The 25287-nt window shown below is 58.6% G+C and carries 29 protein-coding genes; 17 read left to right on the top strand and 12 right to left on the bottom strand.

What is annotated here, in order from left to right; all coding sequences use genetic code 11:
* Window positions 1–2: 2 nt before the first annotated feature.
* Both J3E64_RS07610 and J3E64_RS07615 read right to left on the bottom strand, forming a co-directional pair.
* The gene (locus J3E64_RS07610) at window positions 3–1268 is read right to left on the bottom strand and encodes a cyclopropane-fatty-acyl-phospholipid synthase family protein (RefSeq protein WP_253341639.1); all 1266 of its coding nucleotides are present in this window, start codon (window positions 1266–1268) and stop codon (window positions 3–5) included.
* A gap of 36 nt (window positions 1269–1304) precedes the next feature.
* Window positions 1305–2681, bottom strand: coding sequence for a deoxyribodipyrimidine photo-lyase (locus J3E64_RS07615; RefSeq protein ID WP_253341641.1), 1377 nt, complete (start codon window positions 2679–2681; stop codon window positions 1305–1307).
* Window positions 2682–2866: 185 nt separating this feature from the next.
* Between J3E64_RS07615 and J3E64_RS07620 the strand changes: the two genes are divergently transcribed.
* The 11 genes from J3E64_RS07620 to J3E64_RS07670 all read left to right on the top strand — a co-directional run bounded on the left by J3E64_RS07620 (window position 2867) and on the right by J3E64_RS07670 (window position 13422).
* Complete coding sequence (locus J3E64_RS07620) at window positions 2867–3352, top strand: RNA pyrophosphohydrolase (protein ID WP_253341643.1); 486 nt, start codon at window positions 2867–2869, stop codon at window positions 3350–3352.
* Between the two features lie 55 nt (window positions 3353–3407).
* A complete protein-coding gene (locus tag J3E64_RS07625) occupies window positions 3408–4304 on the top strand; it encodes a YdiY family protein (RefSeq protein WP_253341645.1) in 897 nt (298 codons plus the stop codon).
* 121 nt (window positions 4305–4425) lie between these two features.
* Window positions 4426–5631, top strand: coding sequence for a hydrolase (locus J3E64_RS07630; protein ID WP_253341646.1), 1206 nt, complete (start codon window positions 4426–4428; stop codon window positions 5629–5631).
* Window positions 5632–5649: 18 nt separating this feature from the next.
* The gene (locus J3E64_RS07635; RefSeq protein ID WP_253341648.1) at window positions 5650–6669 is read left to right on the top strand and encodes an arginine N-succinyltransferase; all 1020 of its coding nucleotides are present in this window, start codon (window positions 5650–5652) and stop codon (window positions 6667–6669) included.
* Complete coding sequence (locus J3E64_RS07640) at window positions 6666–7946, top strand: N-succinylarginine dihydrolase (RefSeq protein WP_253341650.1); 1281 nt, start codon at window positions 6666–6668, stop codon at window positions 7944–7946. The genes J3E64_RS07635 and J3E64_RS07640 overlap by 4 nt, the downstream gene beginning before the upstream one ends.
* A 10-nt stretch (window positions 7947–7956) precedes the next feature.
* Window positions 7957–8178: a hypothetical protein gene (locus J3E64_RS07645; protein ID WP_253341652.1), complete on the top strand. Its 222-nt coding sequence runs from the start codon at window positions 7957–7959 to the stop codon at window positions 8176–8178.
* Window positions 8179–8265: 87 nt separating this feature from the next.
* Window positions 8266–9186: a PAS domain-containing protein gene (locus J3E64_RS07650; RefSeq protein WP_253341655.1), complete on the top strand. Its 921-nt coding sequence runs from the start codon at window positions 8266–8268 to the stop codon at window positions 9184–9186.
* A gap of 125 nt (window positions 9187–9311) precedes the next feature.
* The gene (locus tag J3E64_RS07655) at window positions 9312–9761 is read left to right on the top strand and encodes a TadE/TadG family type IV pilus assembly protein (protein WP_253341657.1); all 450 of its coding nucleotides are present in this window, start codon (window positions 9312–9314) and stop codon (window positions 9759–9761) included.
* A complete protein-coding gene (locus J3E64_RS07660; protein WP_253341659.1) occupies window positions 9758–11380 on the top strand; it encodes a pilus assembly protein TadG-related protein in 1623 nt (540 codons plus the stop codon). Before J3E64_RS07655 ends, J3E64_RS07660 begins: the two co-directional genes overlap by 4 nt.
* 273 nt (window positions 11381–11653) lie before the next feature.
* Complete coding sequence (gene mobC, locus J3E64_RS07665) at window positions 11654–12037, top strand: plasmid mobilization relaxosome protein MobC (protein WP_253341661.1); 384 nt, start codon at window positions 11654–11656, stop codon at window positions 12035–12037.
* A complete protein-coding gene (locus J3E64_RS07670) occupies window positions 12034–13422 on the top strand; it encodes a relaxase/mobilization nuclease domain-containing protein (RefSeq protein ID WP_253341663.1) in 1389 nt (462 codons plus the stop codon). The genes mobC and J3E64_RS07670 overlap by 4 nt, the downstream gene beginning before the upstream one ends.
* Before the next feature lie 56 nt (window positions 13423–13478).
* Here the strand turns inward: J3E64_RS07670 and J3E64_RS07675 are convergent, their stop codons facing one another.
* The 7 genes from J3E64_RS07675 to J3E64_RS07705 form a co-directional block, all read right to left on the bottom strand.
* On the bottom strand, window positions 13479–13769 hold the full coding sequence (locus tag J3E64_RS07675; protein ID WP_253341665.1) for a hypothetical protein: 291 nt from the start codon (window positions 13767–13769) through the stop codon (window positions 13479–13481).
* Between the two features lie 113 nt (window positions 13770–13882).
* Entirely contained in the window at window positions 13883–14830 is a 948-nt protein-coding gene (locus J3E64_RS07680) for a hypothetical protein (RefSeq protein ID WP_253341667.1), read from the bottom strand.
* A gap of 70 nt (window positions 14831–14900) precedes the next feature.
* The gene (locus tag J3E64_RS07685) at window positions 14901–15269 is read right to left on the bottom strand and encodes a ribbon-helix-helix domain-containing protein (protein WP_253341669.1); all 369 of its coding nucleotides are present in this window, start codon (window positions 15267–15269) and stop codon (window positions 14901–14903) included.
* A gap of 22 nt (window positions 15270–15291) precedes the next feature.
* Window positions 15292–15711: a putative toxin-antitoxin system toxin component, PIN family gene (locus J3E64_RS07690; protein WP_253341671.1), complete on the bottom strand. Its 420-nt coding sequence runs from the start codon at window positions 15709–15711 to the stop codon at window positions 15292–15294.
* The gene (locus J3E64_RS07695; protein WP_253341673.1) at window positions 15695–15931 is read right to left on the bottom strand and encodes a ribbon-helix-helix domain-containing protein; all 237 of its coding nucleotides are present in this window, start codon (window positions 15929–15931) and stop codon (window positions 15695–15697) included. Before J3E64_RS07695 ends, J3E64_RS07690 begins: the two co-directional genes overlap by 17 nt.
* A 219-nt stretch (window positions 15932–16150) precedes the next feature.
* On the bottom strand, window positions 16151–17008 hold the full coding sequence (locus J3E64_RS07700; RefSeq protein WP_253341675.1) for a hypothetical protein: 858 nt from the start codon (window positions 17006–17008) through the stop codon (window positions 16151–16153).
* Between the two features lie 24 nt (window positions 17009–17032).
* Window positions 17033–17500, bottom strand: coding sequence for a hypothetical protein (locus J3E64_RS07705; protein ID WP_253341678.1), 468 nt, complete (start codon window positions 17498–17500; stop codon window positions 17033–17035).
* A gap of 414 nt (window positions 17501–17914) precedes the next feature.
* On the opposite strand from J3E64_RS07705, the gene J3E64_RS07710 reads away from it, so the two are divergent.
* Window positions 17915–19327 (top strand): hypothetical protein, encoded by a 1413-nt coding sequence (locus tag J3E64_RS07710; RefSeq protein WP_253341679.1) that lies wholly within the window; start codon window positions 17915–17917, stop codon window positions 19325–19327.
* Here the strand turns inward: J3E64_RS07710 and J3E64_RS07715 are convergent.
* Together J3E64_RS07715 and J3E64_RS07720 are read right to left on the bottom strand one after the other, a co-directional pair.
* The gene (locus J3E64_RS07715; protein ID WP_253341681.1) at window positions 19324–19803 is read right to left on the bottom strand and encodes a hypothetical protein; all 480 of its coding nucleotides are present in this window, start codon (window positions 19801–19803) and stop codon (window positions 19324–19326) included. The two genes, J3E64_RS07710 and J3E64_RS07715, sit on opposite strands and share 4 nt — an antisense overlap.
* 15 nt (window positions 19804–19818) lie before the next feature.
* Window positions 19819–20304: a hypothetical protein gene (locus J3E64_RS07720; RefSeq protein ID WP_253341683.1), complete on the bottom strand. Its 486-nt coding sequence runs from the start codon at window positions 20302–20304 to the stop codon at window positions 19819–19821.
* A 286-nt stretch (window positions 20305–20590) separates the two neighbouring features.
* Between J3E64_RS07720 and J3E64_RS07725 the strand changes: the two genes are divergently transcribed.
* The 3 genes from J3E64_RS07725 to J3E64_RS07735 all read left to right on the top strand — a co-directional run bounded on the left by J3E64_RS07725 (window position 20591) and on the right by J3E64_RS07735 (window position 22798).
* Entirely contained in the window at window positions 20591–21172 is a 582-nt protein-coding gene (locus J3E64_RS07725) for a recombinase family protein (protein WP_253341686.1), read from the top strand.
* A gap of 32 nt (window positions 21173–21204) precedes the next feature.
* Window positions 21205–21927 (top strand): hypothetical protein, encoded by a 723-nt coding sequence (locus tag J3E64_RS07730; protein WP_253341688.1) that lies wholly within the window; start codon window positions 21205–21207, stop codon window positions 21925–21927.
* Between the two features lie 505 nt (window positions 21928–22432).
* The gene (locus J3E64_RS07735) at window positions 22433–22798 is read left to right on the top strand and encodes a DUF3768 domain-containing protein (protein WP_367398611.1); all 366 of its coding nucleotides are present in this window, start codon (window positions 22433–22435) and stop codon (window positions 22796–22798) included.
* Window positions 22799–22855: 57 nt separating this feature from the next.
* On the opposite strand, the gene J3E64_RS07740 is transcribed toward J3E64_RS07735, so the two are convergent.
* Entirely contained in the window at window positions 22856–23323 is a 468-nt protein-coding gene (locus J3E64_RS07740) for a hypothetical protein (RefSeq protein ID WP_253341690.1), read from the bottom strand.
* 225 nt (window positions 23324–23548) lie between these two features.
* Here J3E64_RS07740 and J3E64_RS07745 point away from each other — a divergent pair, with 225 nt between their 5' ends.
* Window positions 23549–24058 carry a hypothetical protein gene (locus J3E64_RS07745; protein WP_253341691.1) on the top strand — a complete coding sequence of 170 codons (510 nt, stop codon included), beginning with the start codon at window positions 23549–23551 and terminating at the stop codon, window positions 24056–24058.
* A 41-nt stretch (window positions 24059–24099) separates the two neighbouring features.
* A complete protein-coding gene (locus J3E64_RS07750) occupies window positions 24100–25227 on the top strand; it encodes a hypothetical protein (RefSeq protein WP_253341693.1) in 1128 nt (375 codons plus the stop codon).
* Window positions 25228–25287 lie beyond the last annotated feature (60 nt).

The raw sequence follows: 25287 nt of genomic DNA on the forward strand, positions 1-25287 counted from the left end.
CGTCAGCGCGCCTTGACCAGCGTGACCTGTGCGACATCGATGCCGCCGCCGCGAAAACCGCCTTCGCAATACATCAGATAATAGCGCCATAGGGCCACGAAATGCTGGTCGAAACTCGGCGGCAATTCGCCGGCTTCGAGCGCGCGGTCGAACCTGTCCCGCCAGCGACGCAGAGTTTCCGCATAATGCATCCCGAACCGTCGGCAATCGCGCCATTCGAACCCTTGCCGTTCGGCCAATGCACGAAACCGGCTTTCCGACAACAGCATGCCGCCGGGAAAGACATAAGTCTGGATGAAGTCGGCCCCTCTGGCATAGCGGTCGAAGATCGCATCGTCGATCAGGATATACTGGATCGCGGCATGACCGCCCGGTTTGAGCAAGCGATATATGGCGGCCAGATAGTCCGGCCAAAATCGTTGCCCTACCGCTTCCACCATCTCGACGCTGGCGATGGCATCGAAACAGCCCACGGCATCCCGATAGTCGGTCAGTTGAATATCGGCACCCGAACCAAGTCGGTCACGCGCATAATCGGCCTGCTCAGCCGAAAGCGTGAGGCCCGTATAGGCAATGGCCGCACGTTCCATCGCCCGTTCCGCCAACCCTCCCCAGCCGCAACCGATTTCCAGCAGCGATCGACCGTCCCCCAGTTCCAGCCGGTCCAGGATCGCATCGACCTTGCGCCCCTGCGCGCGTTCCAGGCTTTCGATCCGGCTGTCAGGGTCGTGAAACAACGCACTGGAATAATGCATGTCCTTGTCCAGCCACAGGCGGTAGAAATCATTGCCCAAGTCGTAATGATAAGCGATATTCTCGCGTGCACCCCGTCGGTTGTTACGATGCAGCCAATGGAGCAGTTGTCCGGCCCAGCGCGACGGGCCATGGGGCCTTGCCACCCGCCCGAGCGCTACGGCATTGCACATGAACAGGGCAAAGAGCGGAACGGGATCGGGACTGGACCATTCCCCCGCCGCCCAGGCACGATACCAGCCTGCTGACCCACCGGCGGCAAGACGCAAAAGTGCGCGCCAGTCGTGCAGGTCAACGACGCAACCGGGCCCGTCCATTCTGCCGCCCAACAGCCGCCGCGTACCGTCCGGCAAATTGGCTTCCAGCGCGCCCTGTTCCAGCCCATGGTCGATCCGGTCGAGCATGCGGTGGAACATCGGCGAGAGCCAGCGTGCAATATGGGTGGGCACGCCACCGCGGGGCGGATGCCGCACCGTCAGGGCGCGCGTGCCGCGCCGGGGATCAATTGCATTCATGACGTCAATTCTGCCTCAAGCCGGCGCCCGCTGCAATCATCCCTTCATCTGTCGATAGGCACCCAATGCCCTCTCGCGGCCTTCCCGGTGCCCCACGATTTTTTCGGGATAGCTGTCGGGGCGCATGCCATGCGCGTCCGGATCGTGGATTGCATCGTCGTCCAGTTCGGCCAGTTCGGGCACCCATGTCCGGATATAGACGGCGGCGTCGAATTTTTCCGACTGGCTGAGCGGCGCCATGATCCGGGTGAACAGATTGGCGTCCACGCCGCTGCCGGCCACCCATTGCCAGTTGACGCTGTTATTCGCGTAGTCCGCGTCGACCAGGGTATCCCAGAACCAGCGGGCGCCGTGGCGCCAGTCGATCAGCAAATGCTTGATGAGGAAGCTGGCAGCGATCATCCGCACCCGATTATGCATCCATCCGGTGGTCCAGAGTTGCCGCATGCCCGCATCGACAATCGGATAGCCGGTCGATCCGGTCTTCCAGGCGGTAAAATCACCCTGTGCCTGACGCAGGTCGCGCCAGGTCATCGCATCGAACACGTCGCGCGCATTTTGTGAGCCGTAGGCGGGGAAGGTGCAGATTTGCGTGTGGGCATAATCACGCCATATCAGTTCCTTGAGAAAAGTTGTCGGGTGATGCCCCGCCTGCGTGACCCGGTGCCAGACATAGGCCGGCGAAACTTCCCCGAAATGGAGATGGGGCGACAAGCGCGATGTCCCTTCCTGCGAAGGAAGGTTGCGCGCCTGCACATAGGCTTCGGCTTCGTCGATGAAGTGCGCCACACGCGCACGCCCTCCCTTCTCGCCGGGCGTCCAGTCCTGCGCGAAACCAACCGCCCAATCGGGCTTTGCCGGTAGTAACCCCCAGTCGCCGAGCGTATCGCCCGTGGGCCATGTCTGCGGCCCTTCGATGGCGCCGGGCGCCGGATGCGGTGCATCCGGCGGCATCCTGTCCATCGTCGCCTTTGCGAACGGCGTGTAGATGCGATAGAGGCCGCCGGTGCCGGTTTTCACAGCGCCCGGCGGCAAAAGCAGTCCGCCATCGTGCAGGCAAAGGTCCAGCGTTTTCGAAACCGCCTTTTCGGCGTTGCGCCACCATGGCTCATAGTGACGGAGCGCATGCACGCGCTTTGCGCCTGTTTCGCGGGCGATTTGCGAGAGTATGTCCGCGCAGGCTCCGCGACGAAGGATCAGCCTGGATCCCTTTTCGCGCAAGCTCCCATCGAGCCGTGCCAGGCTGTGATGCAGCCACCATCGCGACGCGCCGCCCATCGACCATTGGCGCGGTCCCGCGTCATCCAGCACATAGACGGGTATCACCGGACCTTCGCGGACGGCGGCGGCGAGCGCAGCCTGGTCGGACAAGCGCAGGTCCTGACGGAACCATAAGATCACAGGATCGGACATTATCGGGAAATGCCCGCGTCCAGGCGAGGTTCCAAGCGGCCAATGGGGAAGGTTGCGCGACCGCGTCGCGTGACAAAATGCTGGAATGTGCGATTCGTCCGATAGACGAGCGCGCCAGCCTTGCTTATCGTCATGACCGCTGTTCCCGGGACAAACAGTCCCGCGACAGGGCAAACAGAGGACCAATGGGTTTGAGGCCTAACGAAGCGGAACTGGCATACCGACCCTGTGTCGGCATCATGCTCGTCAACATGGATGGCAAGGTGTTCGTCGGTCAGCGGCTCGATAATGTCGTCGAGGCCTGGCAGATGCCGCAGGGCGGTGTCGATGAGGGTGAGGAGCCGCGCGCAGCGGCTTTGCGCGAACTTTTCGAGGAAACCGGTATCGACAGGCAGCATGTGGAGATTATCGCCACCAGCCGGGAAGATCACTTTTACGACCTGCCCGCAGAACTGGTCGGCAAGCTGTGGGGCGGCAAATATCGGGGGCAGCGGCAGACATGGTATCTGGCGCGATTCCTGGGCAACGACAGCGATGTCAACATCCACACCCTTCATCCCGAGTTCCGCGACTGGAAATGGACCGCTCCCGACACGCTCCCTGAACTGATCGTGCCCTTCAAGCGCAAGCTGTACCGCGACATTCTACAAGAGTTCAAAGCGCTTATCTGAGCCGATCCGTCGCAAGGGACTTAATTTTGCCGGTCATCCAGCTATGAGGAAGCACATGCGTGCTCTCTTTGTCATATCGTCGCTGCTCATATCCTCCCCCGCCCTGGCCGAACCGGTATTGTTGCCGCCCGCCGTTCGGGAAATGCTGGAAGCGGCGATCGCAAACGGCAATGAGGCCGAAATCGTCGCGGTCGCAAAGATCGCCAAGCAGACCAATCCCAAATCGGCCGATCAGATCCAGAAGATGGTGACGAGTTGGAAGGATCGGACAAAGGCGACCCACGAGACGATCGTGCGGGAGGCGAGTTTCACAGATCTGTGGACGGGCCGGGTGGAAGCAGGCGGGCTCCGTTCGACCGGATCGACCAGCGAAATCGGCATCACGCTGGCTGCCACAGCCACGCGAGCCGGATTGCAATGGACGCACAAGCTGACTGCCAGCGCTGACTACCGGCGGGCCAACGGAGTCACATCGCGCGAACGCTATTTCGGAAGCTATGAGCCGCGTTTCGAATTCGATCCGCGCGGCTTCGCCTATGGGCTGGCCCAGTTCGAACGCGATACATCCATCGGCTATGACTCACGCTATACGGGATCCGTCGGCGTCGGCTACAAGCTGATCGTCAGCAAGCCGCTGGACCTTTCGGTCGACATCGGTCCGTCAGTTCGACACGCAAAATATGTGATCGGACCGCGCGAAACGAAACTGGGCGCGCGCGGGTCGATGGCGCTCGAATGGCGCATGTCGCCCACGGTCAAACTCAAGCAAACGGCTGCGGGATATGCGGAACAGGACGTCTATTCTCTCAATTCACTGACGTCGGTGGAAACCAAGGTCAGCAGCCGCCTGTCAGCCGCGCTTTCCTACAACATCCAGTACGAATCGGAAACATTGCTGTCCGCCCGCGACTTCGACACACTCAGCCGCCTGACCCTGACCTATGATTTTTGATGCTGCGTAATTTTGTTACGCTGCATCCCGGCACATGATGGAATGATGCGTCGAACGACCGACGTTTGACAGGTGGTTCCTGGGGCTGGAGGCGCCCTCCACCGTCTGATAGACGACATACATGCCTAACCTGTCTCATGCCGAGAAAGCCGCGCTGGACCGGGTCACTGACGCGCCGATGCTGGCACAGGTTCAGCAATGGGCCGCCGTTAACAGCGGATCGCGCAATCTTCAGGGGCTTGCCGAAATGGCGGGTTTGCTGGCGGATGCCTTTGCCGCCCTGCCCGGAGACGTCACGCTGCTAGATCCCGCGCCGGTGGATGCGGTGGCGGCCGACGGTCGGGTCGATCTTATCGCGCATGGCCGTCACCTCCATCTTGCGGTGCGGCCCGATGCCCCGGTCCGCCTGTTGCTTACAGGCCATATGGACACGGTGTTCGGCATCGACCATCCGTTCCAGAAGCAGCGCTGGCAGGAACCCGGCATATTGAACGGTCCCGGCGTTGCCGACATGAAGGGTGGAATTGCCGTCATGCTTGCCGCGCTCCTGGCCCTTGAAGGCGGGCCGGAGACGCCGAATTTCGGTTATGATGTCGTCATCAACAGCGATGAGGAAGTGGGGAGCCCATCCTCGGCGGCGCTGCTGCGCCGGATCGCCATGGGCAAGGCCGCTGCGTTCACCTACGAACCTGCCCTACCCGACGGGACCCTGGCCGGCGCCCGCGCGGGCAGCGGCAATTTCTCAATCATCGTGACCGGACGCAGCGCCCATGCCGGTCGCAATCCGCAGGACGGCCGCAACGCCCTGGTGGCGGCGGCCGATCTGGCACTCCGCCTCAAACGTGGCAGCGGCTCCGGCTTTTCGTGCAATCCCGCGCGGATAGATGGCGGCGGCCCGAACAACGTCGTTCCCGACCATGCCATATTGCGCGTCAATTTTCGCCCGCGCTCGGCGGAAGATGAACGGGCGGCCCGCGATCTTCTCGACCGGACGATTGCAGACATAGCGCACGAACATGATGTAGAACTGCATTGCCATGGCGGCTTTGGGCGACCGCCCAAGCCCATGGATGAAAGGACGGGGCGCCTGTTCGATCTCGTCCGCCGATGTGGCGCGGATCTGGGGGTACCCATCGCCTGGCGCGACACCGGCGGTGTGTGCGATGGCAATAATATCGCGGCCTGCGGCATCGCGGTCGTGGACACGATGGGCGTGCGCGGCGGGTCCATCCACAGCGACGCCGAATTTCTGATCGCAGACAGTCTGGTCGAGCGCGCCAGACTGTCCACACTGACCCTGATGCGCGTCGCGCACGAAAAAATATAGGATGAGGGGAAAAACAGAGTGAGCTTCATCATGCGTCCGGCGCGGGCCGACGATCTTCAGACGCTATACGAAATGGCGAAGCTGACTGGCGGCGGCTTTACAAATTTGCCGCCGGACCGTGTGTCGCTGGCCGCGAAGCTGGAAAGGACCGAAAAGGCATTGTCGCGCTCCGGCGACGACGTGGCGGACGAACTTATCGTCATGGTTCTTGAAAATGTCGAAACGGGACAAGTGCGCGGAACTTGCCAGATATTCTCTACGGTCGGACAAAGCTGGCCCTTTTATTCCTATCGTCTCGGTGTCCTGACCCAGCACAGCCGCGAACTGGGGCGTACCTTCCGTGCGCAGATGCTTTCGTTGACGACCGATCTGGAAGGCTCAGTCGAAGTGGGCGGGCTGTTTCTCCATCCGCGTGAACGGGCAGAAGGGCTCGGGCTGTTACTGGCGCGCAGCCGCTACCTCTATATCCGGGGCCATCGCAGCAGATTTGGCGACCGCGTGATCGCCGAGCTTCGCGGGGTCATCGACGAAGCCGGTGGTTCTCCTTTCTGGGACGGGCTGGCCGGCCGCTTTTTCGGTATGAGCTTTCAGGAAGCGGATGAATTCAACGCGGTCAACGGCAATCAGTTTATCGCCGACCTCATGCCCAAGACGCCGATCTATACTGCCATGCTGACCGACAGCGCTCGCGCCGTTATCGGCCTGCCGCACCCCAACGGCCGAGCAGCGATGCGCATGCTGGAGACGGAAGGGTTCGAAAATGCCGGATATGTCGATATATTCGATGGTGGCCCAACAATGATCGGGCAGATTGATCAGCTCAAGACCGTCTCCGGCGCCAGGGATGTGATCCTAGACCAGTTGCATGACAAGGGCGGCCGCAAGATGCTGATCGCAAGCGGCCGGCTTTCGGATTTCCGGTGCGCGTGGGGCTATGTGGAGGAGCTTCCGGATGGTGGTGTTTCGCTCGATGGCACAAGCGCGATGCTACTTGACCTGAAACCCGGCTCATCCTTCACAATGGCGGGACGCGCATGAGCATCGTGGAGATCAATTTCGACGGACTGATCGGGCCGAGTCATAATTATGCCGGCCTCAGTATCGGCAACCTTGCCTCCGCCAGAAGCGCGGGGGCGCCCTCCTACCCCCGCGCGGCGGCCTTGCAGGGTATAGAGAAGATGCGGGGCAATATCCGCCTTGGCCTGAAACAGGCTATCTTCCTGCCGCACCGCCGCCCCGATCTGGGCTGGCTTGCGCAACTCGGCACGACATTGGCGCATGCAGAGCCGCATATCCGCGCCGCCGCCATGTCCGCATCCTCGATGTGGGCCGCGAACGCCGCGACGGTTTCGCCGGCTGCGGACACTGTCGATGGCCGCACCCATCTGACCGTTGCGAATCTCGTCACCATGGCGCATCGCAGCCACGAATGGCCGCAGACCCTGGCACAGTTACGACTGGCGTTCTGCGATACGCAGATGTTCGCCGTTCATGGGCCGATACCTCCGCCGTTCGGGGATGAGGGAGCCGCCAACCACATGCGGCTGACCGAAAGGCACGACCTGCCCGGCGTCGAAATATTCGTCTATGGCCAGGCGGGCGGCAACTTTCCAGCCCGTCAGCATGTGGAGGCGAGCAAGGCCGTTGCCCGGCGACATGGGCTCGATCCGGTTCGGACCTTGTTTGTGCAGCAGTCGGAAGAAGCCATCGCCGCCGGCGCTTTCCACAATGACGTAGTGGCGGTCGCGAATGAACGCGTACTTTTCACGCATGAACTGGCGTTTGAAGGCAAGGCCGCCTTTTACGCGGCGCTGCGTGACCGGCTACCGTGCGTGGAGATCATCGAAGTGCCGGCCAGTGCGGTAAGCCTTGAGGACGCCATACGCAGCTATCTGTTCAACGCCCAGCTGGTCACACTTCCCGATGGTGGCATGGCGCTGGTTCTACCTATGGAGGCCAGGGAGACACCAGCGGTGTGGACCTGGCTGGAACAGCTGGTCGCGGGCAACGGTCCGATCCGTCGCCTTGTACCGGTAAACGTGCGCCAATCCATGGCAAATGGCGGCGGTCCCGCTTGTCTGCGCCTGCGTGTCGTTGCCGATCCTGCGGCGATCGATCCGCGCTTCCTGGTGGACGAGGTTCGTCTGGACGCGATTGCTGCGATCGTTGCCAGCCATTGGCCGGAACGGATCGTGCCGGACGAGCTGGCCGACACCCGCCTGATCGCACAAATTGAACAATCTTGGTTAACGCTTGTTGACCATTTGCAGCTATCGGGCGATCTTGTTCCTATCGAGGCGGACAAGACCGCCTGACAGGATTGAAATGAACCGCATCAAGCGCCTTTTCGTTATAAAAACCAAATTCGAGGCGTTTCTTGTCATTTACGCTCTTGCTTTGGGTGCCGCACAACGTGGCGCCATATATATACAAGAATATCCGGGTCTCGGGGGAAAGATACTCGCTTTAGCATGTTCCGGCGCCGTATTCATGGCAGGCGGAATGATTATCGATGCGTTAAATCATCGGCAAGTGTCCGCGGGTTAGGAAGTAGATGTCCATTTCGGACAGATATCGACAACTATCGATGGGTAAAATGCGATAGAGCAGCCCTGTGCAATCGGGAGACGGGATATGGAAGCCAAGCGGGAGAGAAGCGTTTCAGCGGCTGAATTAGTCCGAAATTTCGCACATTGGCGCGAAGTAGGGTCGCACGAACCCGTGAAGATTACCCATCATGGGCGGGAAACCCATATCTTCATGGCTCTTGAGCGATTCCGGACCATCGCACGCGAGAAACCTTCCTCCCGTCCGGGCGATGCCAGTCTCGAATTAGCAAACCGCCTCCATCAAGGCGTAATCATTTGCGGCTCCGACCTGCGCATCGAATTCGCAAACCATGTCGCGCTGACGATGGCAAATCGTTGGCATCAAACCTTGAACGGACGGGATTTGTGGGACGGCCTGCCTGAGCTACGCGGTGCCCTGACAGAGGCGCATATCCGGCATACATTGGCATCGGGGGAAGCCAATGCGGCAGACATTCCTTCGCCCTTCCGCGACGAGAGTTGGCTGCGTTTCGAAACCTTCCCCTATCGCGAAGGCATCGCTATCCTACTGCGAGATATTTCATCGGAAATGCAACGGCTTAGACTGGCTGACGTCAAGACAGCCATGCTGCGGGCCATGAACCTGCACGGGGGCGTGGGATATATACGTATTTCGGCCCGCAATTTCATAGAATTTGCCGATGACAGTTTCTGCAAGATGTTGGGCCTGCCGCCGGACCGACTGATGAATGTCTGCCTTCCGGATTTGGTCGAATTATCCGCCCGCCCCCGTTTTCGCGAGGATATCGAGCATGTTATGCGCGGCGAAGGAGACCGGCTGGTAGAAACGCGCCTGCTGACGAATACGGGCGCGATCCAGCCGATCAAGGGAGCGCTGGTCCGGTTATGCGGCACTTATGGGACCGAAGGTGCCGTAATGGTGCTTACCCCCGACACCAACCAGTTGCCGACAGGACAATTGTCCGGCGGCAAATCCGACCTTTGAAGATGTACCGACCTTGGCGTCGAACGGCGAGAAATGGCGGTAGCCAGAATTTTGCGCAAATGATGCAAATTCGCGTGGCAATCGGGAAAACCGAACATTGAATATGGCGATCTATGCTCAACAGCATGATCGACCAAACTCCCCATTACCGGCGTAGCGCCCGCCATTCACCGCCCGAACGCATCGGCTCCGAACGAGGCAGCGTACTCGTCGAGGCAGCCTTTGCGCTGCCGCTGCTTGTGAGCCTGTTGTGCGGCATCCTGATATACGGAAGCTGGTTCATGACCGCGCATAGTCTGCAACAGGCGGCCAACGACGCGGCCCGCGCAGCAATCGCCGGACTGAACGCGACCGAAAGGCGCGCCCTGGTCGATCAAAGCGTGTTGGCAGCCCGGCAAGCCTTTCCCGCGCCGAACGCAAACAGCATCACCGTAGGTACCGACGAAAGCAGCGGATATTATTCGGTCACGCTGCGCTATGACCTTAGCCATGCCCCGTTTTTCAGTCTGGCGCCGGCGGTCATTTCTTCGATGACGCTGGAGCGCAGTGCCGTGGTGCGGATTCCGACGTCATGACCCGCCATCGACTGATCTCGGATCAACGCGGCGGCATCTCGCTGATCATTGCAGGGTCGCTCTTCATGCTGGCCGGTGCCGCCACGATGGCGGTAGACCTGGGCTCTGTCTATCTGGCTCGGCGACAATTGCAGGGGATGGCCGACGCGGCCGCCCTTGCCGCGGTCGACGGAGGGCGTCCAGCCGTCATCGCCCTCCTGGCTCGCAACGGCGCCACGAATGTCTCGCTATCGTCCTTGCAGAGTGGAGATTACAGCAAGGACCCGGCTGTGGCTGTAAATGATCGATTTTCCCCAGGCGGCACCGGATTGGCGACGCAGGTCGAATTACGCCGACGCACGCCGTTGTTCTTCGCCAAATTGCTGGTGGGCCGCGATGGCATAGACCTGACGGCGCGCGCGATAGCGGCCCGGTCCAATGCCACCGCTTTTTCGCTCAGTACCGGACTTGCAGCGGTAAGCGGCGGCCTGCCCAACATGCTGCTGTCCAGTCTGGCCGGAACGCAGTTGGATCTTACCGTCATGGATACCCAGGGTCTGGCGAGCCTTGACATGGACCTGCTGAATGTTGCCGACGCATTGCGTGTCCGTCTGGGCCATGATGGCGAAAGTTACGGGGACCTGTTCAACCGCGAAATTCCCCTATCCACGTTGCTGGGCGCCATGGCCGACGCCGCCGGCTCGAGCCCGACGGCATCCATCCTGCTCGGCTTGAGCACGCGTTTGACGGGGCGGTCGATCCGCCTTTCGGATATCGTCGATCTTGGCCCTGCCGCGAATGCGGGAAGCTCGACCGGCCAGCCCAATATCGTGGTCGACGCCTTCACCATGCTACGCATGCTGCTCAGTCCGCCGGCTGGCACATCCGTCCCGATCGATTTCAACCTTACGGTCCCCGGCCTGACGACGACCCGGCTGAAGCTGATCCTTGGCAATGGACAGGCACACTCCCCGATGATGACCGTCACCTCCAGCCAGGATGTCATCCTTCGAACCGGGCAGGCGCGCATATATTTGGAAAGCAATGTCGCGACGCTTTTGCCGGGTATCGCATCCATCCATGTTCCCCTCTATGTCGAACTTGCCGCTGCCGAGGCGCGATTGTCCGCAATGCAGTGCGACAGCGCCAGCCCTGACGCGGGCGTAACCTTGGCAGTGACGCCATCGATCGGCAGCGTTGCCCTCGCCGATGTTGACACTGGCGCGTTGACGAATTTCGCTACGGTGCCCAATCCTCGGCCTGCATTGCTCGCTCAGACTTTGCTAGGCACCCGCGTCACTGGCTATTCGAATGTCTCGCTTGGCGGGGCACAATCGCAGAATATCCATTTCACCCCTGACGAAATAAGGAGCGACCAGGTCAAACGTGCAAGCACCAACGATCTGACGCAGGCTGTAGCGGCCAGTGCGCTCACCAACGCGCGCATTCAGGTTTCCCTGCTGGGCGTGAATGTCAGCGCCAGCCCATTGCTTGCGCCGGTGGCTTCCCTGCTTGGCACAACGGCCCCGCTGCTCGACGACATCATAAACGGCGTAACCGCTTCTCTCGGCGTCAGCCTGGGCAACGCCGATGTGCAGGTCCATGATCTGCGCTGTGGGATGGCGACACTGGTAGCCTGATCGGGTAGCGACTGGGCGAAAGCGGGTCGGGAAAATTTCCAGAGCAGGAAATGGCGCACCTAGAGGGAGATAGTTTGAACGAACTATTCTCGACATTGGCCGACTGGAACCGTTGTCTCAGCTATCTGCCGGACGACCCATTCCCCGATTTTGATGGCGTTCCCACCGATGAACCAAGCCTAGAGTAACTTCCCGCCGTTCCATTCAACCCGGCGCATCGTCCTGTCTTCACCAAGGAGGCCGGACGGTGCGCCTTTCTATTTGCATGTTCACATGACCGAACCGAAGCGCATACGCCCCGCTCCCAAGAGCGTCCGCGTCGAGCCAGAGAAGTGGTCACGCTGGACAGCGGCGGCGGCAGGCATGCCGATGAATGCGTTCATCATCGCTTGCGTGGATTATTGCATCGGCCTCCCATCGCTGATCGCTTCGAAGATATTGACCGATGACGACCACCGGGCGCTGACCAAGGCGCATGCCGCGCTGGGGGCTGGCCGCATCCCCAATAACCTCAACCAGATCGCCAAGGCGCTGAACGAACAGGCGCTCATCATGTCGCCGGACGTGGAAGCCGATCTCAAGGAAGCCTGCGGTTATGTCATCAGCATAGGGCGCATATTTCACAAGGTCGCCAAATCCATGCGGTGGCGGCCATGATTATCAAGGCAAAGACCAGAGGCGATGCCGTTGCACTGGGGCGCTACCTGCTAAGCTCCAAAAACGAGCAGATCGAAATCCATTCCGTGGACGGCTTCTTTGCCGATGACGTGTTGGGCGCGATGCGCGAAACGGAGGCGCAGGCCAGCGCCGTCAAATCCAGACAATATCTGTTTTCCATGTCGCTCTCCCCGCCACCCAATGAAGAAGTTGGCATGGAGGTGTACGACAAAGCCATTCTCAACGTGAAGGAACGCATGGGCCTGTCCGGCCAGCCCCATATAGCCCTGTTTCACGAAAATGGCGGGCGACGGCATATGCACCTTGTCATCAGCCGGATCGATCCGGAAACCCTCACCGTCAAACCCGTGGACCATTATAAATACAAGCTGCGCGATCTTTCCAAATCTATCTTCGTCGAGCGCGGCTGGGATATGCCGCGAGGCTTGATCGACAAAGAAAACCGCGACCCCCGGCAATTTACGATGGCCGAATGGCAACAGGCGAGGCGCATCGGGCGGGATTCCGCGCATTTGAAAATGCTGGCGCAGGAAGCATGGGCGATGTCCGACAATCCGGCCAGCTTCGAGAAGGCGATGGAATCGCGCGGCCTGTATTTGGCGCGTGGCGACCGCCGCAGCCATGTGGCGATGACATGGCAAGGCGAAGTCTTCGCTCTTGCCCGCTTACTCAACCGCAGGACAAAGGAAGTGCGCGAGCGTCTCGGTTCTTCCGACACCATGCGCGATCTCGAAACCACCCGCCAGCATGTCCGCGATACGGTAGAACCCATGCTCCAGCGGCTGGCCGGACAGGCCGATCAGCAAAAGGCGCAGGCGCTTTCATCCTTCGACCAGCGCCGCATGGCGATGACACAGGGCCATAGCGCGGAACGCAAGCGGCTGGACGCTGGCATCGAAGCGCGGCGTTTGTCTGAACAGAAGACCCGGACCGAAAGGTTGCGCACGGGTATCATGGGCCTGTGGGATCGCATGACGGGCAAGCATAGCCGCGTACATCGCCAGAATGAATTCGAAGCGCTCATGGCGATGCGCCGGGATCGTGAGCAGCGCGATGCGCTTGTTCTAGCGCAACTACGCGAACGCCGCACCTTGCAGGTGGAAATTGCGGAAGTGCAGAAACGCCATGAGGCGCGGCTTGATGCCTTGCACCGCGATCTTGCGGCCCAGCGCGAACAGCCGCAACCGCAAGTCCAGCCGCAGCAGGTGTATCGGCAGCGCCAGACCGAAACCGCGAGGGAGCCGTTCAGACAGGCCGTTATGCCTTCGCGTGACGAGCGCATGACACAACGCGAAGAGCGCCGTAATCGTCAGCGTGACCGCAGCCGTGAGCGCAGCCGCGATTTCGGATATGGTATGGAATGAAAAAAGGGGCGGCTTTGAGAGCCGCCCCGCTTGTCCGGAGTAGTTGCGTGGTCGGCCTATTTGATCCAGCCGCGTGAAGCCAGATAGGTGAACACAAGCCATATCAGGATTAGCGCCATCAGATTGAAGAAGGCGAAGACCATGAAGGCACTGACCAGAAACCACAGCACCGACACCAGCCCTTCCGTCCATGCACCATAGTTCAGTACGGTGTAGTCCTTCACCCAGCCGCTTGTGCCGTTGTAGATTTGCGCTGTCAGCAGAAAGGTCATCACGAGCGAAACACCCACCGAGAGCATCATCATCGCCTTCTTGACCAACCCGCCCTTATCGCTTGTCGTCGCCATCTTTTCACCCTTTCGAGATTTCCGCGCATTAGTGCGCCCGAAGTCTCGGACTAGGAGGCCGTGGCCGCGATGGCGGGAAGATTGGCGCAACGCCGACCAAAGCAGGTAATGGCCTAGGGCCGCCGCGTCCTATGATGATGAGATGACGCGAATATTATCCCGCTGTCGGGAATCCGCGCGTCTTCGTTTCCGCAGGCAAAGCTCCAGCCGCAGCTTTGCATTTCGAGGCCGCCCGTCGCCACCATCGGACATGAAACCTGATCGGGGCAGATGATCCACGGCGAATAGACCGCCGAAAACATGCGGCGGAAATTTCGGCCTTCTATTACAGCCGGGTGATCCGCTTCCGGCTCAAACTTCCAGACAACTTTCCGCGATAGTCGGGGATTAGGCACCAGCACCGTCATCACGTCGCCCCCGACCGTTGCCGTCTGCGCTGCCCGCGCACGGACGGCATGAACCATGCCGCGCAGCAGCGCATCGGAATTCTCTTCCCTGTTCTGTTCGGCCCCCGCGATGACATGCTGGCGCAATTCGTCGCCCACGAAACCATCGCCGATTTGCCCGACGATGGTCCTCTGTCCGAGTGAACGCGGCTGGCGCATCAGCCCGCTGACCTTTGGCCCCAATGCATTCCATACAAGCTCAAGCCCAAACGGGAGACACCTGCGGCGGCGAATTCTGTAACCGCTGATCGCGATTTGCAGCACTCTGGCCCGCAGGGGAAGCGGCGCATTGGCAACCGCATTGCGCAGCCGCCAGACCAACGTCTGCAACTTAGCCGAGCCAAGCCCCTTACCGCCAATGGCGAACTCGCCAAGACCCGGCCCCGCAGGCTGCGGCGCAAGGACGTTAGCAATCCACTGATCGGTCGGCTCACTGCCAATATAGGCCACACCCGTATAGCCGATCACGCCAATGGCATCCTTGCACAGGAATATGATCGTCTTGTTCTCGACAGGGCTATGAACCCTCGGCACCGTTCCACCAAGCAACGTCACACGGCGGTCGCTGACGTGCCGTGCTGCTGCAATGTCTGTGATCGAAAGGATCAGGGTCATGCGGTGAATGTGCCAGCACTGATCCCATGAGCAAGCGTGAAATCATCCACTTTTGCAAATCACGGGTAGACTATTCCGGCTCATCCGAAACCAGCCGGGCAAGGTCATCGCGATCCGCCCGCGCCCGCTTGACCATATGATCGAAGTTGCCATGTCCGGCGCGGCGATGGCCTTCCTCGGTGGCCGCTGAGCGAAAATACATCATTGTAAACACCGTTGCCGCCGCCGACAGGCTGGTGGCTTCATTCTTGCGAAGTTTGATGAGCGCCAGCAGATCGCGCACGGTGCATTGTTCTCGCTGTGCGATCTCCCGCAGGGCCAGCCAGATTTCCGGCTCTAGCGATACCGAGCCAAAAGCAAACTTGCGTTGAATCTTCGTGCCGCGCTTAGCCTTCCCTTTTCCCGATCCGGCTATGTTGTCGTTGTCGCCCTTCTTCAATCGCTACACCTTATCTCCCCGGCTATGTCTTGTTCTGGAGGCGGGCCAGAGCTTCGACCGCCGTGATAATCCCAATGCCCTGCACCGATCCCAACGCCAGCAGGTCACCCTTGTCGCCCGACACCAGAAACTCCGCTTCGCCCGCTATCGCCGTGGCAAGGATCGGATTGTCTTTCGGGTCCGGCGAGGCCGACACTTCGGGCAAATCTTCCGCGATCACCGCAATCGCGTCGATAGTCGCCAGCAGATCGCGGGCATCGGCGATGCTGATGTAGGGCCGTAATCGCTCGCGCCCCAGCACATCGCGCAACTCGGCAAGCTGCTCGCGTGATGTGACCAGCGTGATGAGCCTGTCGCGCACCGCCGCCAAAAGCTGGCCCGGAGGCCCAGCCTTGGAGATCAGGCCGCTGACCAATATATTGGTATCAAGAACGAGCCGCACGGGAATCCGCTACGGCTGCGTCGGCCAGTTGTTGTGCCTGTTCCGGGGAGAGATCGCTGTTGCGATCCCACACCGCATCGAGCGTCTCCCAGAACACGGCCTGGCGCACGGCGCGGTCAACAAACAGGGACAGATCGCCCTTCTTGCCGCCGATCCGCGCAAGGTGGCTTCGGACGGTCAGATTGGTTTCATCAGGTATAACAAGGTTCCAGCGGCTCATGGCAGTTTCCATATGTGTTTATGCATCTACACACATAGTATCATGTCCGCCGAACTGCCGTCAAATTCCACAGGCCCCAGCGCCCTTGCCGAAAAAGAAAAGCCGGGAATGCGCATTCCCGGCCTAGGTTCAATTATGTGCGAGCGGGAGGGAATCCCGATCAATCCCAGAATACGGCAACGTATTTAAAATAGAGTTAATCATCCAACTGTAGCTAAACTAATCATCCGATGAAGCCGTTACGTATCTTTCGGCACGCCATTCGGCCAAATCAATGGCCACGTTCATCGCGTTTCGGCTGGCATCTATGCGAATAGGTACGTTCCATTCTTTATTTGATGCGTAATCCGATATGCCTCTAACAATTACGCCGTTGATATTTTTGTCGCCATGTATCTTTGAGTAGCGCGCTATTGCGCGGAGAAAGCCGCCTCCCTCCATTTCGACGCAGAGCGCATCGGGAAAGTCCGCCACAATTTTTTCGACAACCCGTGGACTATCAATCACATAATCCCATGTGTAAATCGTACCAAAATGCGTATGAACAACCTCATCGCCTTCACGGTCTCGCGAACCATTCAGATAGTCTCGTGCGATCTTGGCAGAAAACGTCCTCATTACCTCCGGGTCATATGCAGGCAGTTGCTGTAAGTGTGGACGATATTCGTCGCACGGACCTGATCCCGAAACACCATTCTGAGTGCGGCATATTACTCGTTTTCCGACAACCACATCGCGCCGATACACCCATTCATTTCGCAAAGAACCTGCGATTCCGACGAGAAATATCTCGGCAGGATTGCATCGGGTGAGAAAGGCATAGGTTTCGATCGCGCTGGCAGTTTGACCCATATCGTCAAACGCCATGCTGTAAGCTCGAACCTTGTTACCCTTTATCCGCTTCTCCCAAGCGGTAATCCCGGCATCTTCCAAAGCAAGACTGGTGCTGACCTTTCTCCAGCCCTTTTCGGCTAGCACGGCCTCGCAAGGCACCAGCTCATCAGATACCAACGCCGTTAGAAAACCAATGGAAAATGCACGCTCCGGACTGCGCATAGTGCCGCGATTGTCCGCCATCGCCCCTCAACCGCCCCCGTTCAATTAAGCAAGCGCAGGTTTGCCTTGCTCGTCAATTGCTACATGGCTGCTCGGGAAACGGGCATCAACAGGAAATCCATAAAAATCTATCGCGGAAACAGCATATGCGCTCAATATGTCCTGATAATCTGGATCAGTGAAAACCTTCTCTCGAAAGTCGATCCCTTCAAAATCTGCGCTGTCTTCAAATTGAGCAATGATATTAATGCATCCATTGTCGATTCGGACCGGAAGGATAGCCTTGCTAAAAATCTGATTAAGCTCAACGAGGAAATCATATGCGGTTATGTATGCCGCTTTATTGAAATTGATATCGAGCCGAAATGATGCCTTCGCCAATCCGCGAGACTTGGCCTCCAATTCATACCAATTTGGATTGCCAAAAACTCTTTCCTTCAATGGCGCGTAGCGCTTAACAATCGCTGCCTCGCGCGCATTAACGGCTTCTTGCCGCGTCTGCGATCTCATCATCTGATTGCCCCCTCTAGAGAGGCTATATGGTTCGAGGCCAACCTTCAAGCTCCTTCGCGGGCTGAAGCTGCGCACGTTAGCAGCCAGCTTCCCTCCGTCTAGCAGAAATTAGCTGCTAATCCGTTGACTGGCCCGGTCAGCCTTCAGAAAGCTTGTGGCATAGCAGGCCCTGCCGACGGCCATGGCAATACGTGCTAACGGCTTGAAGGTTCAGAAAAAATTCATCTTCAATTTTAGGAAAATGCAATAATATAAAATTTTATCTAATTTTCATAATCACTTAATCGCAATGATATACAATCGTCTTGTACTGAATGCGAATGTATATCGCAACGGTACATACGTGTGGCGAGGCATGGGGATGCTTCGCAAAGGAAAACAGCCCGCAAAGACGGGTGAACACAGGGGAATGACATGGCCAACCAACGGCCTGAAGACATACTGGCGCGAAAACTCGCGCATGAGGGGGCGCTCGCAAGATCGCACATCCCTCTCGATTTCCAGCCATGGGAGCGCGAATTCCGCGCCCTGCAATCCGCTCCGCCCGGTTATGTGCTTGCGACAGCCCAAGAGCAGGTCGAGCCCGCCATGGACATTGAATTCCGCGATGCCGAGCCGGAGACGCTCGATGATGCCGTCAATGTGGAAAGTCCGACGACCCAGCGCCCGCCTGTTGAATTCAAGGCCGACCCCACCCCGAGTGGCGGCGTGTTATTCTCCCCGCTTGGGATGATGGTCGGCGATGAACCACAGGAAATTCCGCCGGGCTGGAACCGGGGCAAGCGCAATACCGCGCCCGCCGCCACGCCGGATGACAGCGCCGCGACCGCATCATCAACAGCAACGCCGATCCGCAAACAGGAACAGGCCGAACAACGCGCCGAAACCGCGCAGCGGCAGGATAGCGGTCAGACGCTGTATAACTTGAGCGCCCTTGCCGCGCGTGATGGTCATGTCGGCAACTTCCGCCCCATCGCCGGATGGGCTGCGCTGGTGGCGCAATCCAAGGCCGAAGAGGAAAAGAAGAAGAAAGATCGCGACTTCGCGAATGAAGCTCGCGCCGCGCTGGACCGCTATCTGGCCAAACTCCAATCCGAATTGGAGGCGAGCAAGCGCAAGGTCGAGGAATATGATCGCCAGTTGGAAGCCAACCACGAATTGCAGCGCCGCCTTGCCGCCGGCGAGGCATTCGATCCCAACAACGCCGAACATGTCGCATTGGCGCGTCAGGCAGGCATTGATCCGGACAAGCTTGCGAATGGCAATGCGCCGCAAGTCCTTGCCGATAACGAGGCCGAAACCGTCCGCAAACGCAACGAGGAATTGAAAAAGCAGGGTGAGATCGAGCGCAAGATCGAGCATGCCGAGGACCTTGGCGAACGGTTCGACCAGCACCCCGATGATCCAGCGATTCAGCGCGAAATCCAAGAATTAACCGGGACGACTGAAAAGGTCCGCACTCTTGCCGCTGGCGTGAGCTACACCGAAAACCAACAGGTCAGGGAACGAGCAGCGGATGCGGTAGCTGCGAGCGAAGGTGTTGCCGTTCATAGCGTGAATTCGAATCTGAATGCTGATGCAATCAGTGCATCAGCAGCTATCGATCTTGCAAACTCGCGAGCAGATGATTTCAGTTTTGATGCCCCACCTGCGGAGCAATATGCCTCTGCGGCCAGCGCCATCGAACAGACTCCGATTAAACCGGATGTTGAGTTGAAGCCAGCCTTCACGGCGGCGACAATGGCGGCTAACGATTTGCTAGATACACCCGAACAAAGAAATGGGCCTGCTCCACAGGCACAGGCCGCTACAGTAAAGCCAGCTTAGGGTTCTTTAGCAGGAACACCCGAAGTCGATGGCTGGCGTGGATATTCGGACGTAGAAACATTTTTGATGATCGCGGTCAGCAATTCCGGGCGCGTGGTGTTCGGGTTAATCGGTTTGGTCTGCAACTGGCCGTGCGCGTATATCTCGAATGCGGGTTCCGCGTCAGTCGGCCCCATGAAAACGCCTGCCACCTTGTAACCACCCGCAACGGCATTCTGTATTGCACCGCGAATGGTAGGCCAGCTTTCGCGTTGGACCCCAAGCAGAACTATCGTCGGTGCGGTGTTGGTAAATTGTGCCGCAGAGAAGCGAACGGAATTTGGCCCCACGTTTCGGGCATCGCTCAGAGGCACATCGACCGAAGCCGCCGCAACAGGCTGCGCGTTCGGTTGTTGGGCATCGGCAGCGGCAAGCGGTGTCAGCATCATGCCAACGGCAACAGCACCTCTGAAAGCATCGGCAAATTGGGATGACATCGCTACCGCTTGCTATTAATGCGGCGATGGCTCGGAACGCGAAGCCAACTGACGCGGATACATTTCCGCATTAACATCGCGGATCAGTTGCGTCAATTTTTCGGGCGGATAGGTATTTGGGTTGATCGGGTTTGTGACCAGAACGCCTTTGGCGTAGATTTCCAGCGCGGGTTCCGCATCGGTTGGTCCCATAACTACGATTCCGACCGGATAGCCATCGGCAATTGCCTGTTGGATAGCGCCACGAATGCGTGGCCAGCTTTCACGCTGAACTCCCAGAAGGGCAATGGCTGGGGCGGCTTTTGTTACTTGCGCCGTCGCAAATCTTACAGAGTTTTCACCCGCATTGCGTGCATCGCGCATCGGGAAATTAACATTGGTCGTGGACACAGCTACAGGCTGCGCGTTCGGTTGTTGAGCATCGGCGGCAGCGAGCGGTGTCAACATCATGCCAACGGCAACCGCACTTCCAAGAATTTCTTTTAACTTTGGCAAAGCCATATCGTCGGCCCTCTTGTTACGTGTTCAGATCAAAGTCGGAACACACTCCCTTCAAGGCCGCTTGCGCTCTGTTTCTTCAATAAATTCGCGTATGGCGCGATTTACAGCCTTGCATAAAGGACCGTTTGTGCTGGGTTGGAAGAATTTCGAAACGAATACAGAGTTTTTGTTTACTTATACATGAATTGGGTATATTCTTGCCTCGCTAATGGGCCTTTGGCGGCATACGCACAAACGGTCGTTTGTGCGACGCGCAAGGCCCTGAACCAGCATGAAAATCCGCCGCATGAAGGCATTCCCCACCCGCATCGGATATGCCCGCGTTTCCACCGGGGATCAGGACCTGGCGCTCCAGATTGAGGCGCTGAAACAGGCCGGATGCGCTCAATCCTTCGCCGATCAGGGCGTGTCCGGCGCGGCGTGCGAGCGCGACGGGCTACGCGATGCCTTGGCCGCGCTGGAGCCGGGGCATGTGCTGGTCGTGTGGAAACTCGACAGGCTGGGCCGATCCTTGCGCTTCCTGCTGGACTTCATCGAAGGGTTACATGCGCGGGGCTGCGGTTTCGTTTCGCTTACCGAAGGATTTGATACCACCACCAATACGGGCAAGCTCGTCTTTCACATTCTCGCCGCCATCGGTGAATTCGAGCGCGGCCTTATCTCCGAGCGCACCCGCGCCGGGATGCAAGCCGCCCGCTTGCAGGGCCGCAAGGCCGGACGACCCAGCCGCTTGACCGAGCAGCAAATCACCGAGGCACAGCGCCTCGTGTCTACGGAGCGCCGCCCCATCGCCGATCTTGCCCGCGATCTGGATGTGTCCTACGACACCCTGCGCCGGAACCTTCGCCGCTTCGATCTGGCGGCATAGGGCCGCCATTCCTTATCTGGGGGAGAACCGTGATGGCTGACGGGTCGGGAGATTTCAAGGAATCGGCGCAAGGCATGGGCGTGGTCTGCGCGATCCTGTGCGGCCTTGCCGCCTATGCCGTCAATGACGGTAATCTCGGCCCGACGATCATTGCGGCCGGAGCCGGTTATGGCGCGGGGCGGCTGCTCGTCTTCATCTTTCACACCATCCGGCAGCTTATCATTTCCGTGATCGTGCTGGCGCTAGCCGCCGGATTGTTTGCATGGCGCGTCGGGCAGGTCAGTGGCACGTTGCATCCCAATCCGCCCCCGGTTGATTCCAACACTGACGAAACGTCCACACCTGAACCAGCACCCGCCCCGCCAACGAAGGTCGAAGTTGCCGCAGCCAAGAAGATTTGGTTTGGCAATAATTGTTTCGGGCCTGTCGATCTCTACATCGAGTGGCAGTCTCCCGACGAAGGCTGGGTCTTCAATGGCCCATGGCGTATCGCGGAAGGCCCTTCGCATTTTTTGCGACTTCCTAATGGCAATTTTGTAATGGCGGCCTCGCCGGAAATCTACATCTACGCCCATGTGCCGGGCACGGATATCGAATGGAGCGGCGATCACAGGGAGAGCGTCGATGGTCGGACATACGCGATGATGAAACCCAACATCACGATCACCGATCCGAGCTACGACTTTGCCCTGAATTGCGACAACGCCGAGGCCGCACAAGCGGCAGCAACAAACATGACGGCGAATGCAATGTGACCCCGCAGCTTTAGCGATGCTTGGCGGGCGAACTGCTTTGGGGACATTCCGTTAAGTCAGCTTCCCCGGCCGATCCCGGCAAGCTCCATCAGCGGCAATCATTCGGGAATCGTTGAGCAGGCTCGCACGCCTTCAACCCTGCTCGCTTCCGCACATGGCTCGCCATGCTTGTGCAGCTCCGCACCCTTGCGGGCGCACGTTGCCGTGCGGGGTTTGATCGCCTGCTGAACCCGCCTGCTCTGGTCCGCTCCCACGATGCCGCAGATCGACTGCGGATCGAACAAGGAGAAAGACCAATGACAAACGAAACTGCAAAACCCAAGCGCAAGCCCACGCACCGCGTCTATCATGTAACAGGTGACGGCGAGGATTCCATCTGGACTCCAATTGCGCCTTGCTTCCCGCACAAGGATGGCAGGGGCTGGAATGTGCCGATCCCCTTCATCGGGCGTGTCGTTATCCGCGAAATCACAGACCGTGAAAGCGCCGGACAAGGGAGGCTCGTATGAGCATCCCAACCACAAAGCGCATTGCGCAGCTTAACGATGCATTCCGGCAGGGCGGGCCGCTTACCGCCTGCCTTGGCGGAGCACCGAACGGGTCGGGCCGATGGATGCATACGGCGGGCGTGCAATCGCTCCCCGCCGACACCATCGCCCGGATCGTTCAGGCCGTGCGCGGCTTCGACCGCTTCACGCCTGACAATGACCCGTATGGCGAGCATGATTTCGGCGCGTTCAGGATCGACGGCTACCGTCTGTTCTGGAAGATCGACTACTACGATCACGCGCTGGAATATGGTTCGCCCGATCCGGCTGACCCATCGGCGACATGCCGCGTCCTCACCGTGATGCTGGCCGAGGAATATTGATCGGCTCGCGCAAAAGTGGAGCCGGGTTTCCCCGGCTCCGCCCGGTCATATGCCGGATCAGCGAAGACCCAGCCGCGTGGCCTTTTCCTTGTCTTCGAGCGGCGTGACGAGCATCCCCGTCAAAACGAAGGCGGCGTAATAATATTGATATTTGGCCACACAGCGCCGTTGTGGCCGCCGCTGCATCCGCTTGAACGCATGTTTTTTGATGTTCGTGTTCCAAGCGCAGCTATCGTCATTGCCGAACAGTTTTTCTTCAAGGCCGATGCCTGTGCGCATTTCGTTCTTAAAGTAAATTGGTAGCTCCTTTCCGTTGGCATCGAAAATTCTGCCGCCTCGCTTCGCGAAAGGGTACAGAATATCACGGATCAACCAGTCCGTGCCTCCCTGCCGGGAAGCCTCCAACATCACCATTGTCATGGCGAAGCCTTGGTCAAAATCGATATTGCGCACTTCATTCTCTGCCGGAACGACAACATGTTCCGGCGTTCCGGCGTAAGCCGCCGGGCGTTCGATATAGGGCATTTGAATGCTCCATCGCTTTCGCGAAAGAGCCGCGCGGTCATCTTTCTGGTGACAGCGTCGCACATGCAGGCGCTGGCTCGTGGCCTTTGAGCGCGTGCATAATTGGACCCATCAAAAGTCACCTGCAAAAGCGAGGCCGGGGAGTTTTGCAGGAGAATTTTGGGAGAATCTTCAGTAACTTAATGATTCTATGGTATTTATTTTTTTATTCAGCTATGATTGAGGGTGACTGATGCGAAGGAATTGGAATATATTGTAAAGACGCGCACCGACCAGCAGACAGGCAGGCCGCTACGCGAATCTTGGCAGCTCAACACTGATCGCCGAGAATTTCACCGCCCCGACGGAGGGCCGACCATAAGGATATGGAATGGCGAAACCGGGGTTCTCACGACCGAAGAATATCATCGTTTTGGCGTGTTGGACCGTGTGGATGGCCCCGCCTTAACCCGTCGCGATCCCAAGACGGCAGAGGTGTTGACGGAACGCTGGCAGCACGATCATCAGCTACACAGAGATGGCGGAGCGCCCGCCCATTGGTGGAAGGACCCCGAAACGAAAATCATTGTTGGCGAAGAATATTGGGAAAACGGCCAAAGGCATCGCGCCGACGGCCCAGCCGTTATTGCCCGCGACCGTGAGACAGGCGAAGTGACGCACGAAGAATACCATGTGCGTGGACAGCAGATATTTGATCGGCCATCGCCACCCAATGTGCTTGACCATGATGGCTGAACGCCGCATCCTGCCCGTCGATTGCTTGGGGAGCAATGCAATTGTCGGCGACCAATTTCTACCGCTTCAAGTATCCTATTGAGGACTATCTCCCCGACTGCCTCCCAATTATCGCTCGCATTCTTTGCAAAAGATTGCCCGGCCTTGCCGAAACGCTTCATGGAGAAAATGCGACAAAACCGGAAAACCTTGAAGCTCTTTATAAACGCATACTCAGTGTGACGGATCAGAAGCCTTCTCGCAAAGAAGGACATGAATATTTTACGGGCCTTGTAAATAACGGGTGGCCCTCACTGATAGCTAATCGGTCCAACAAGAATTCCAATAGAATTCTGGAAACCTACTATTTCCTGCACACCATCGAAATGGGAAAGGTGATTGCGACCGAGATAGACCGAAAATTGTGGGACGAAGACACCTATGAGGATCGTTTTGGGCCTGTTCCCGGCGGCTATTGTTCACCTATCCCAGATGCAAAGCCGCTTGTCGATTCTGGGCCTCAGCCCGCGCTTCAGACAAAGGTCTATCACGAACTGGACGCGCATTATTCGCGTCGAAAAATCGAGGAATTGCTGGGCCGCGACGACGAGAAGGCGACGGTCGAACGCTTTTTGAAAGCGGATGACGGCTTTTGCTGGCTCCAAATCGCGGGCGAAGGCGGCAAAGGGAAAAGCCGCCTTGCCTATGACTATATCCTCAGAGCGAAGGACTTCGGCTATGGCAAAGCCGGTTTCCTGTTGCGCGAAAATCTCGCCAATTTTCGCGAGCATTGGAAAAGCTGGACACCCGACAAGCCGCATCTGATCGTCTTCGACTATGTCATAGGTGCCGAAGCCGAGATCGGCAAAATGATGGGCATCCTTGCCCAGCGCAAAAGAAAGCTCAGGAACAAGGTGCGGGTGCTGCTGGTCGAACGGCAGCCTTGGAACAAGGGAGGCCTGCAACTGGCCCCTCCACCTGCAAACGAATCCGAAGGCAATCGGCTAGGACCGTTCGAGTTGGTCGACGGACAAGCCGAGTGGTTTTCGCAACTGAATGGCGCGAGCTATGAAATAGCGAATGCGAGCCTTGCCCACGAAGAATTTCGGTTTGAATCCGGCATTATCGAACTCAGGAAATTACGCCCCGATCAGCTGGACACCTCGAAGAACCGTCGGATTATGTCCTGATGGACGCAGGAGAAGGCGCGAGCGGGCGGGTAGTGCCGATTCCGATGCAGCGATCCGCTG

It is taken from the genome of Sphingobium sp. OAS761, assembly GCF_024168485.1.
Lineage (GTDB): Bacteria > Pseudomonadota > Alphaproteobacteria > Sphingomonadales > Sphingomonadaceae > Sphingobium.

What these genes read in the sequence shown, in the direction of transcription:
- J3E64_RS07680 (WP_253341667.1), bottom strand. Translation starts at nt 14,830, where the DNA reads ATGACCCTGATCCTTTCGATCACAGACATTGCAGCAGCACGGCACGTC.
- J3E64_RS07610 (WP_253341639.1), bottom strand. Translation starts at nt 1,268, where the DNA reads ATGAATGCAATTGATCCCCGGCGCGGCACGCGCGCCCTGACGGTGCGG.
- J3E64_RS07715 (WP_253341681.1), bottom strand. Translation starts at nt 19,803, where the DNA reads ATGTCATCCCAATTTGCCGATGCTTTCAGAGGTGCTGTTGCCGTTGGC.
- J3E64_RS07650 (WP_253341655.1), top strand. Translation starts at nt 8,266, where the DNA reads ATGGAAGCCAAGCGGGAGAGAAGCGTTTCAGCGGCTGAATTAGTCCGA.
- J3E64_RS07730 (WP_253341688.1), top strand. Translation starts at nt 21,205, where the DNA reads ATGGCTGACGGGTCGGGAGATTTCAAGGAATCGGCGCAAGGCATGGGC.
- J3E64_RS07655 (WP_253341657.1), top strand. Translation starts at nt 9,312, where the DNA reads ATGATCGACCAAACTCCCCATTACCGGCGTAGCGCCCGCCATTCACCG.
- J3E64_RS07615 (WP_253341641.1), bottom strand. Translation starts at nt 2,681, where the DNA reads ATGTCCGATCCTGTGATCTTATGGTTCCGTCAGGACCTGCGCTTGTCC.
- J3E64_RS07630 (WP_253341646.1), top strand. Translation starts at nt 4,426, where the DNA reads ATGCCTAACCTGTCTCATGCCGAGAAAGCCGCGCTGGACCGGGTCACT.
- J3E64_RS07675 (WP_253341665.1), bottom strand. Translation starts at nt 13,769, where the DNA reads ATGGCGACGACAAGCGATAAGGGCGGGTTGGTCAAGAAGGCGATGATG.
- J3E64_RS07720 (WP_253341683.1), bottom strand. Translation starts at nt 20,304, where the DNA reads ATGGCTTTGCCAAAGTTAAAAGAAATTCTTGGAAGTGCGGTTGCCGTT.
- mobC (WP_253341661.1), top strand. Translation starts at nt 11,654, where the DNA reads ATGACCGAACCGAAGCGCATACGCCCCGCTCCCAAGAGCGTCCGCGTC.
- J3E64_RS07625 (WP_253341645.1), top strand. Translation starts at nt 3,408, where the DNA reads ATGCGTGCTCTCTTTGTCATATCGTCGCTGCTCATATCCTCCCCCGCC.
- J3E64_RS07620 (WP_253341643.1), top strand. Translation starts at nt 2,867, where the DNA reads ATGGGTTTGAGGCCTAACGAAGCGGAACTGGCATACCGACCCTGTGTC.
- J3E64_RS07670 (WP_253341663.1), top strand. Translation starts at nt 12,034, where the DNA reads ATGATTATCAAGGCAAAGACCAGAGGCGATGCCGTTGCACTGGGGCGC.
- J3E64_RS07700 (WP_253341675.1), bottom strand. Translation starts at nt 17,008, where the DNA reads ATGGCGGACAATCGCGGCACTATGCGCAGTCCGGAGCGTGCATTTTCC.
- J3E64_RS07705 (WP_253341678.1), bottom strand. Translation starts at nt 17,500, where the DNA reads ATGATGAGATCGCAGACGCGGCAAGAAGCCGTTAATGCGCGCGAGGCA.
- J3E64_RS07710 (WP_253341679.1), top strand. Translation starts at nt 17,915, where the DNA reads ATGGCCAACCAACGGCCTGAAGACATACTGGCGCGAAAACTCGCGCAT.
- J3E64_RS07695 (WP_253341673.1), bottom strand. Translation starts at nt 15,931, where the DNA reads ATGAGCCGCTGGAACCTTGTTATACCTGATGAAACCAATCTGACCGTC.
- J3E64_RS07725 (WP_253341686.1), top strand. Translation starts at nt 20,591, where the DNA reads ATGAAGGCATTCCCCACCCGCATCGGATATGCCCGCGTTTCCACCGGG.
- J3E64_RS07735 (WP_367398611.1), top strand. Translation starts at nt 22,433, where the DNA reads ATGAGCATCCCAACCACAAAGCGCATTGCGCAGCTTAACGATGCATTC.
- J3E64_RS07645 (WP_253341652.1), top strand. Translation starts at nt 7,957, where the DNA reads ATGAACCGCATCAAGCGCCTTTTCGTTATAAAAACCAAATTCGAGGCG.
- J3E64_RS07640 (WP_253341650.1), top strand. Translation starts at nt 6,666, where the DNA reads ATGAGCATCGTGGAGATCAATTTCGACGGACTGATCGGGCCGAGTCAT.
- J3E64_RS07740 (WP_253341690.1), bottom strand. Translation starts at nt 23,323, where the DNA reads ATGCCCTATATCGAACGCCCGGCGGCTTACGCCGGAACGCCGGAACAT.
- J3E64_RS07660 (WP_253341659.1), top strand. Translation starts at nt 9,758, where the DNA reads ATGACCCGCCATCGACTGATCTCGGATCAACGCGGCGGCATCTCGCTG.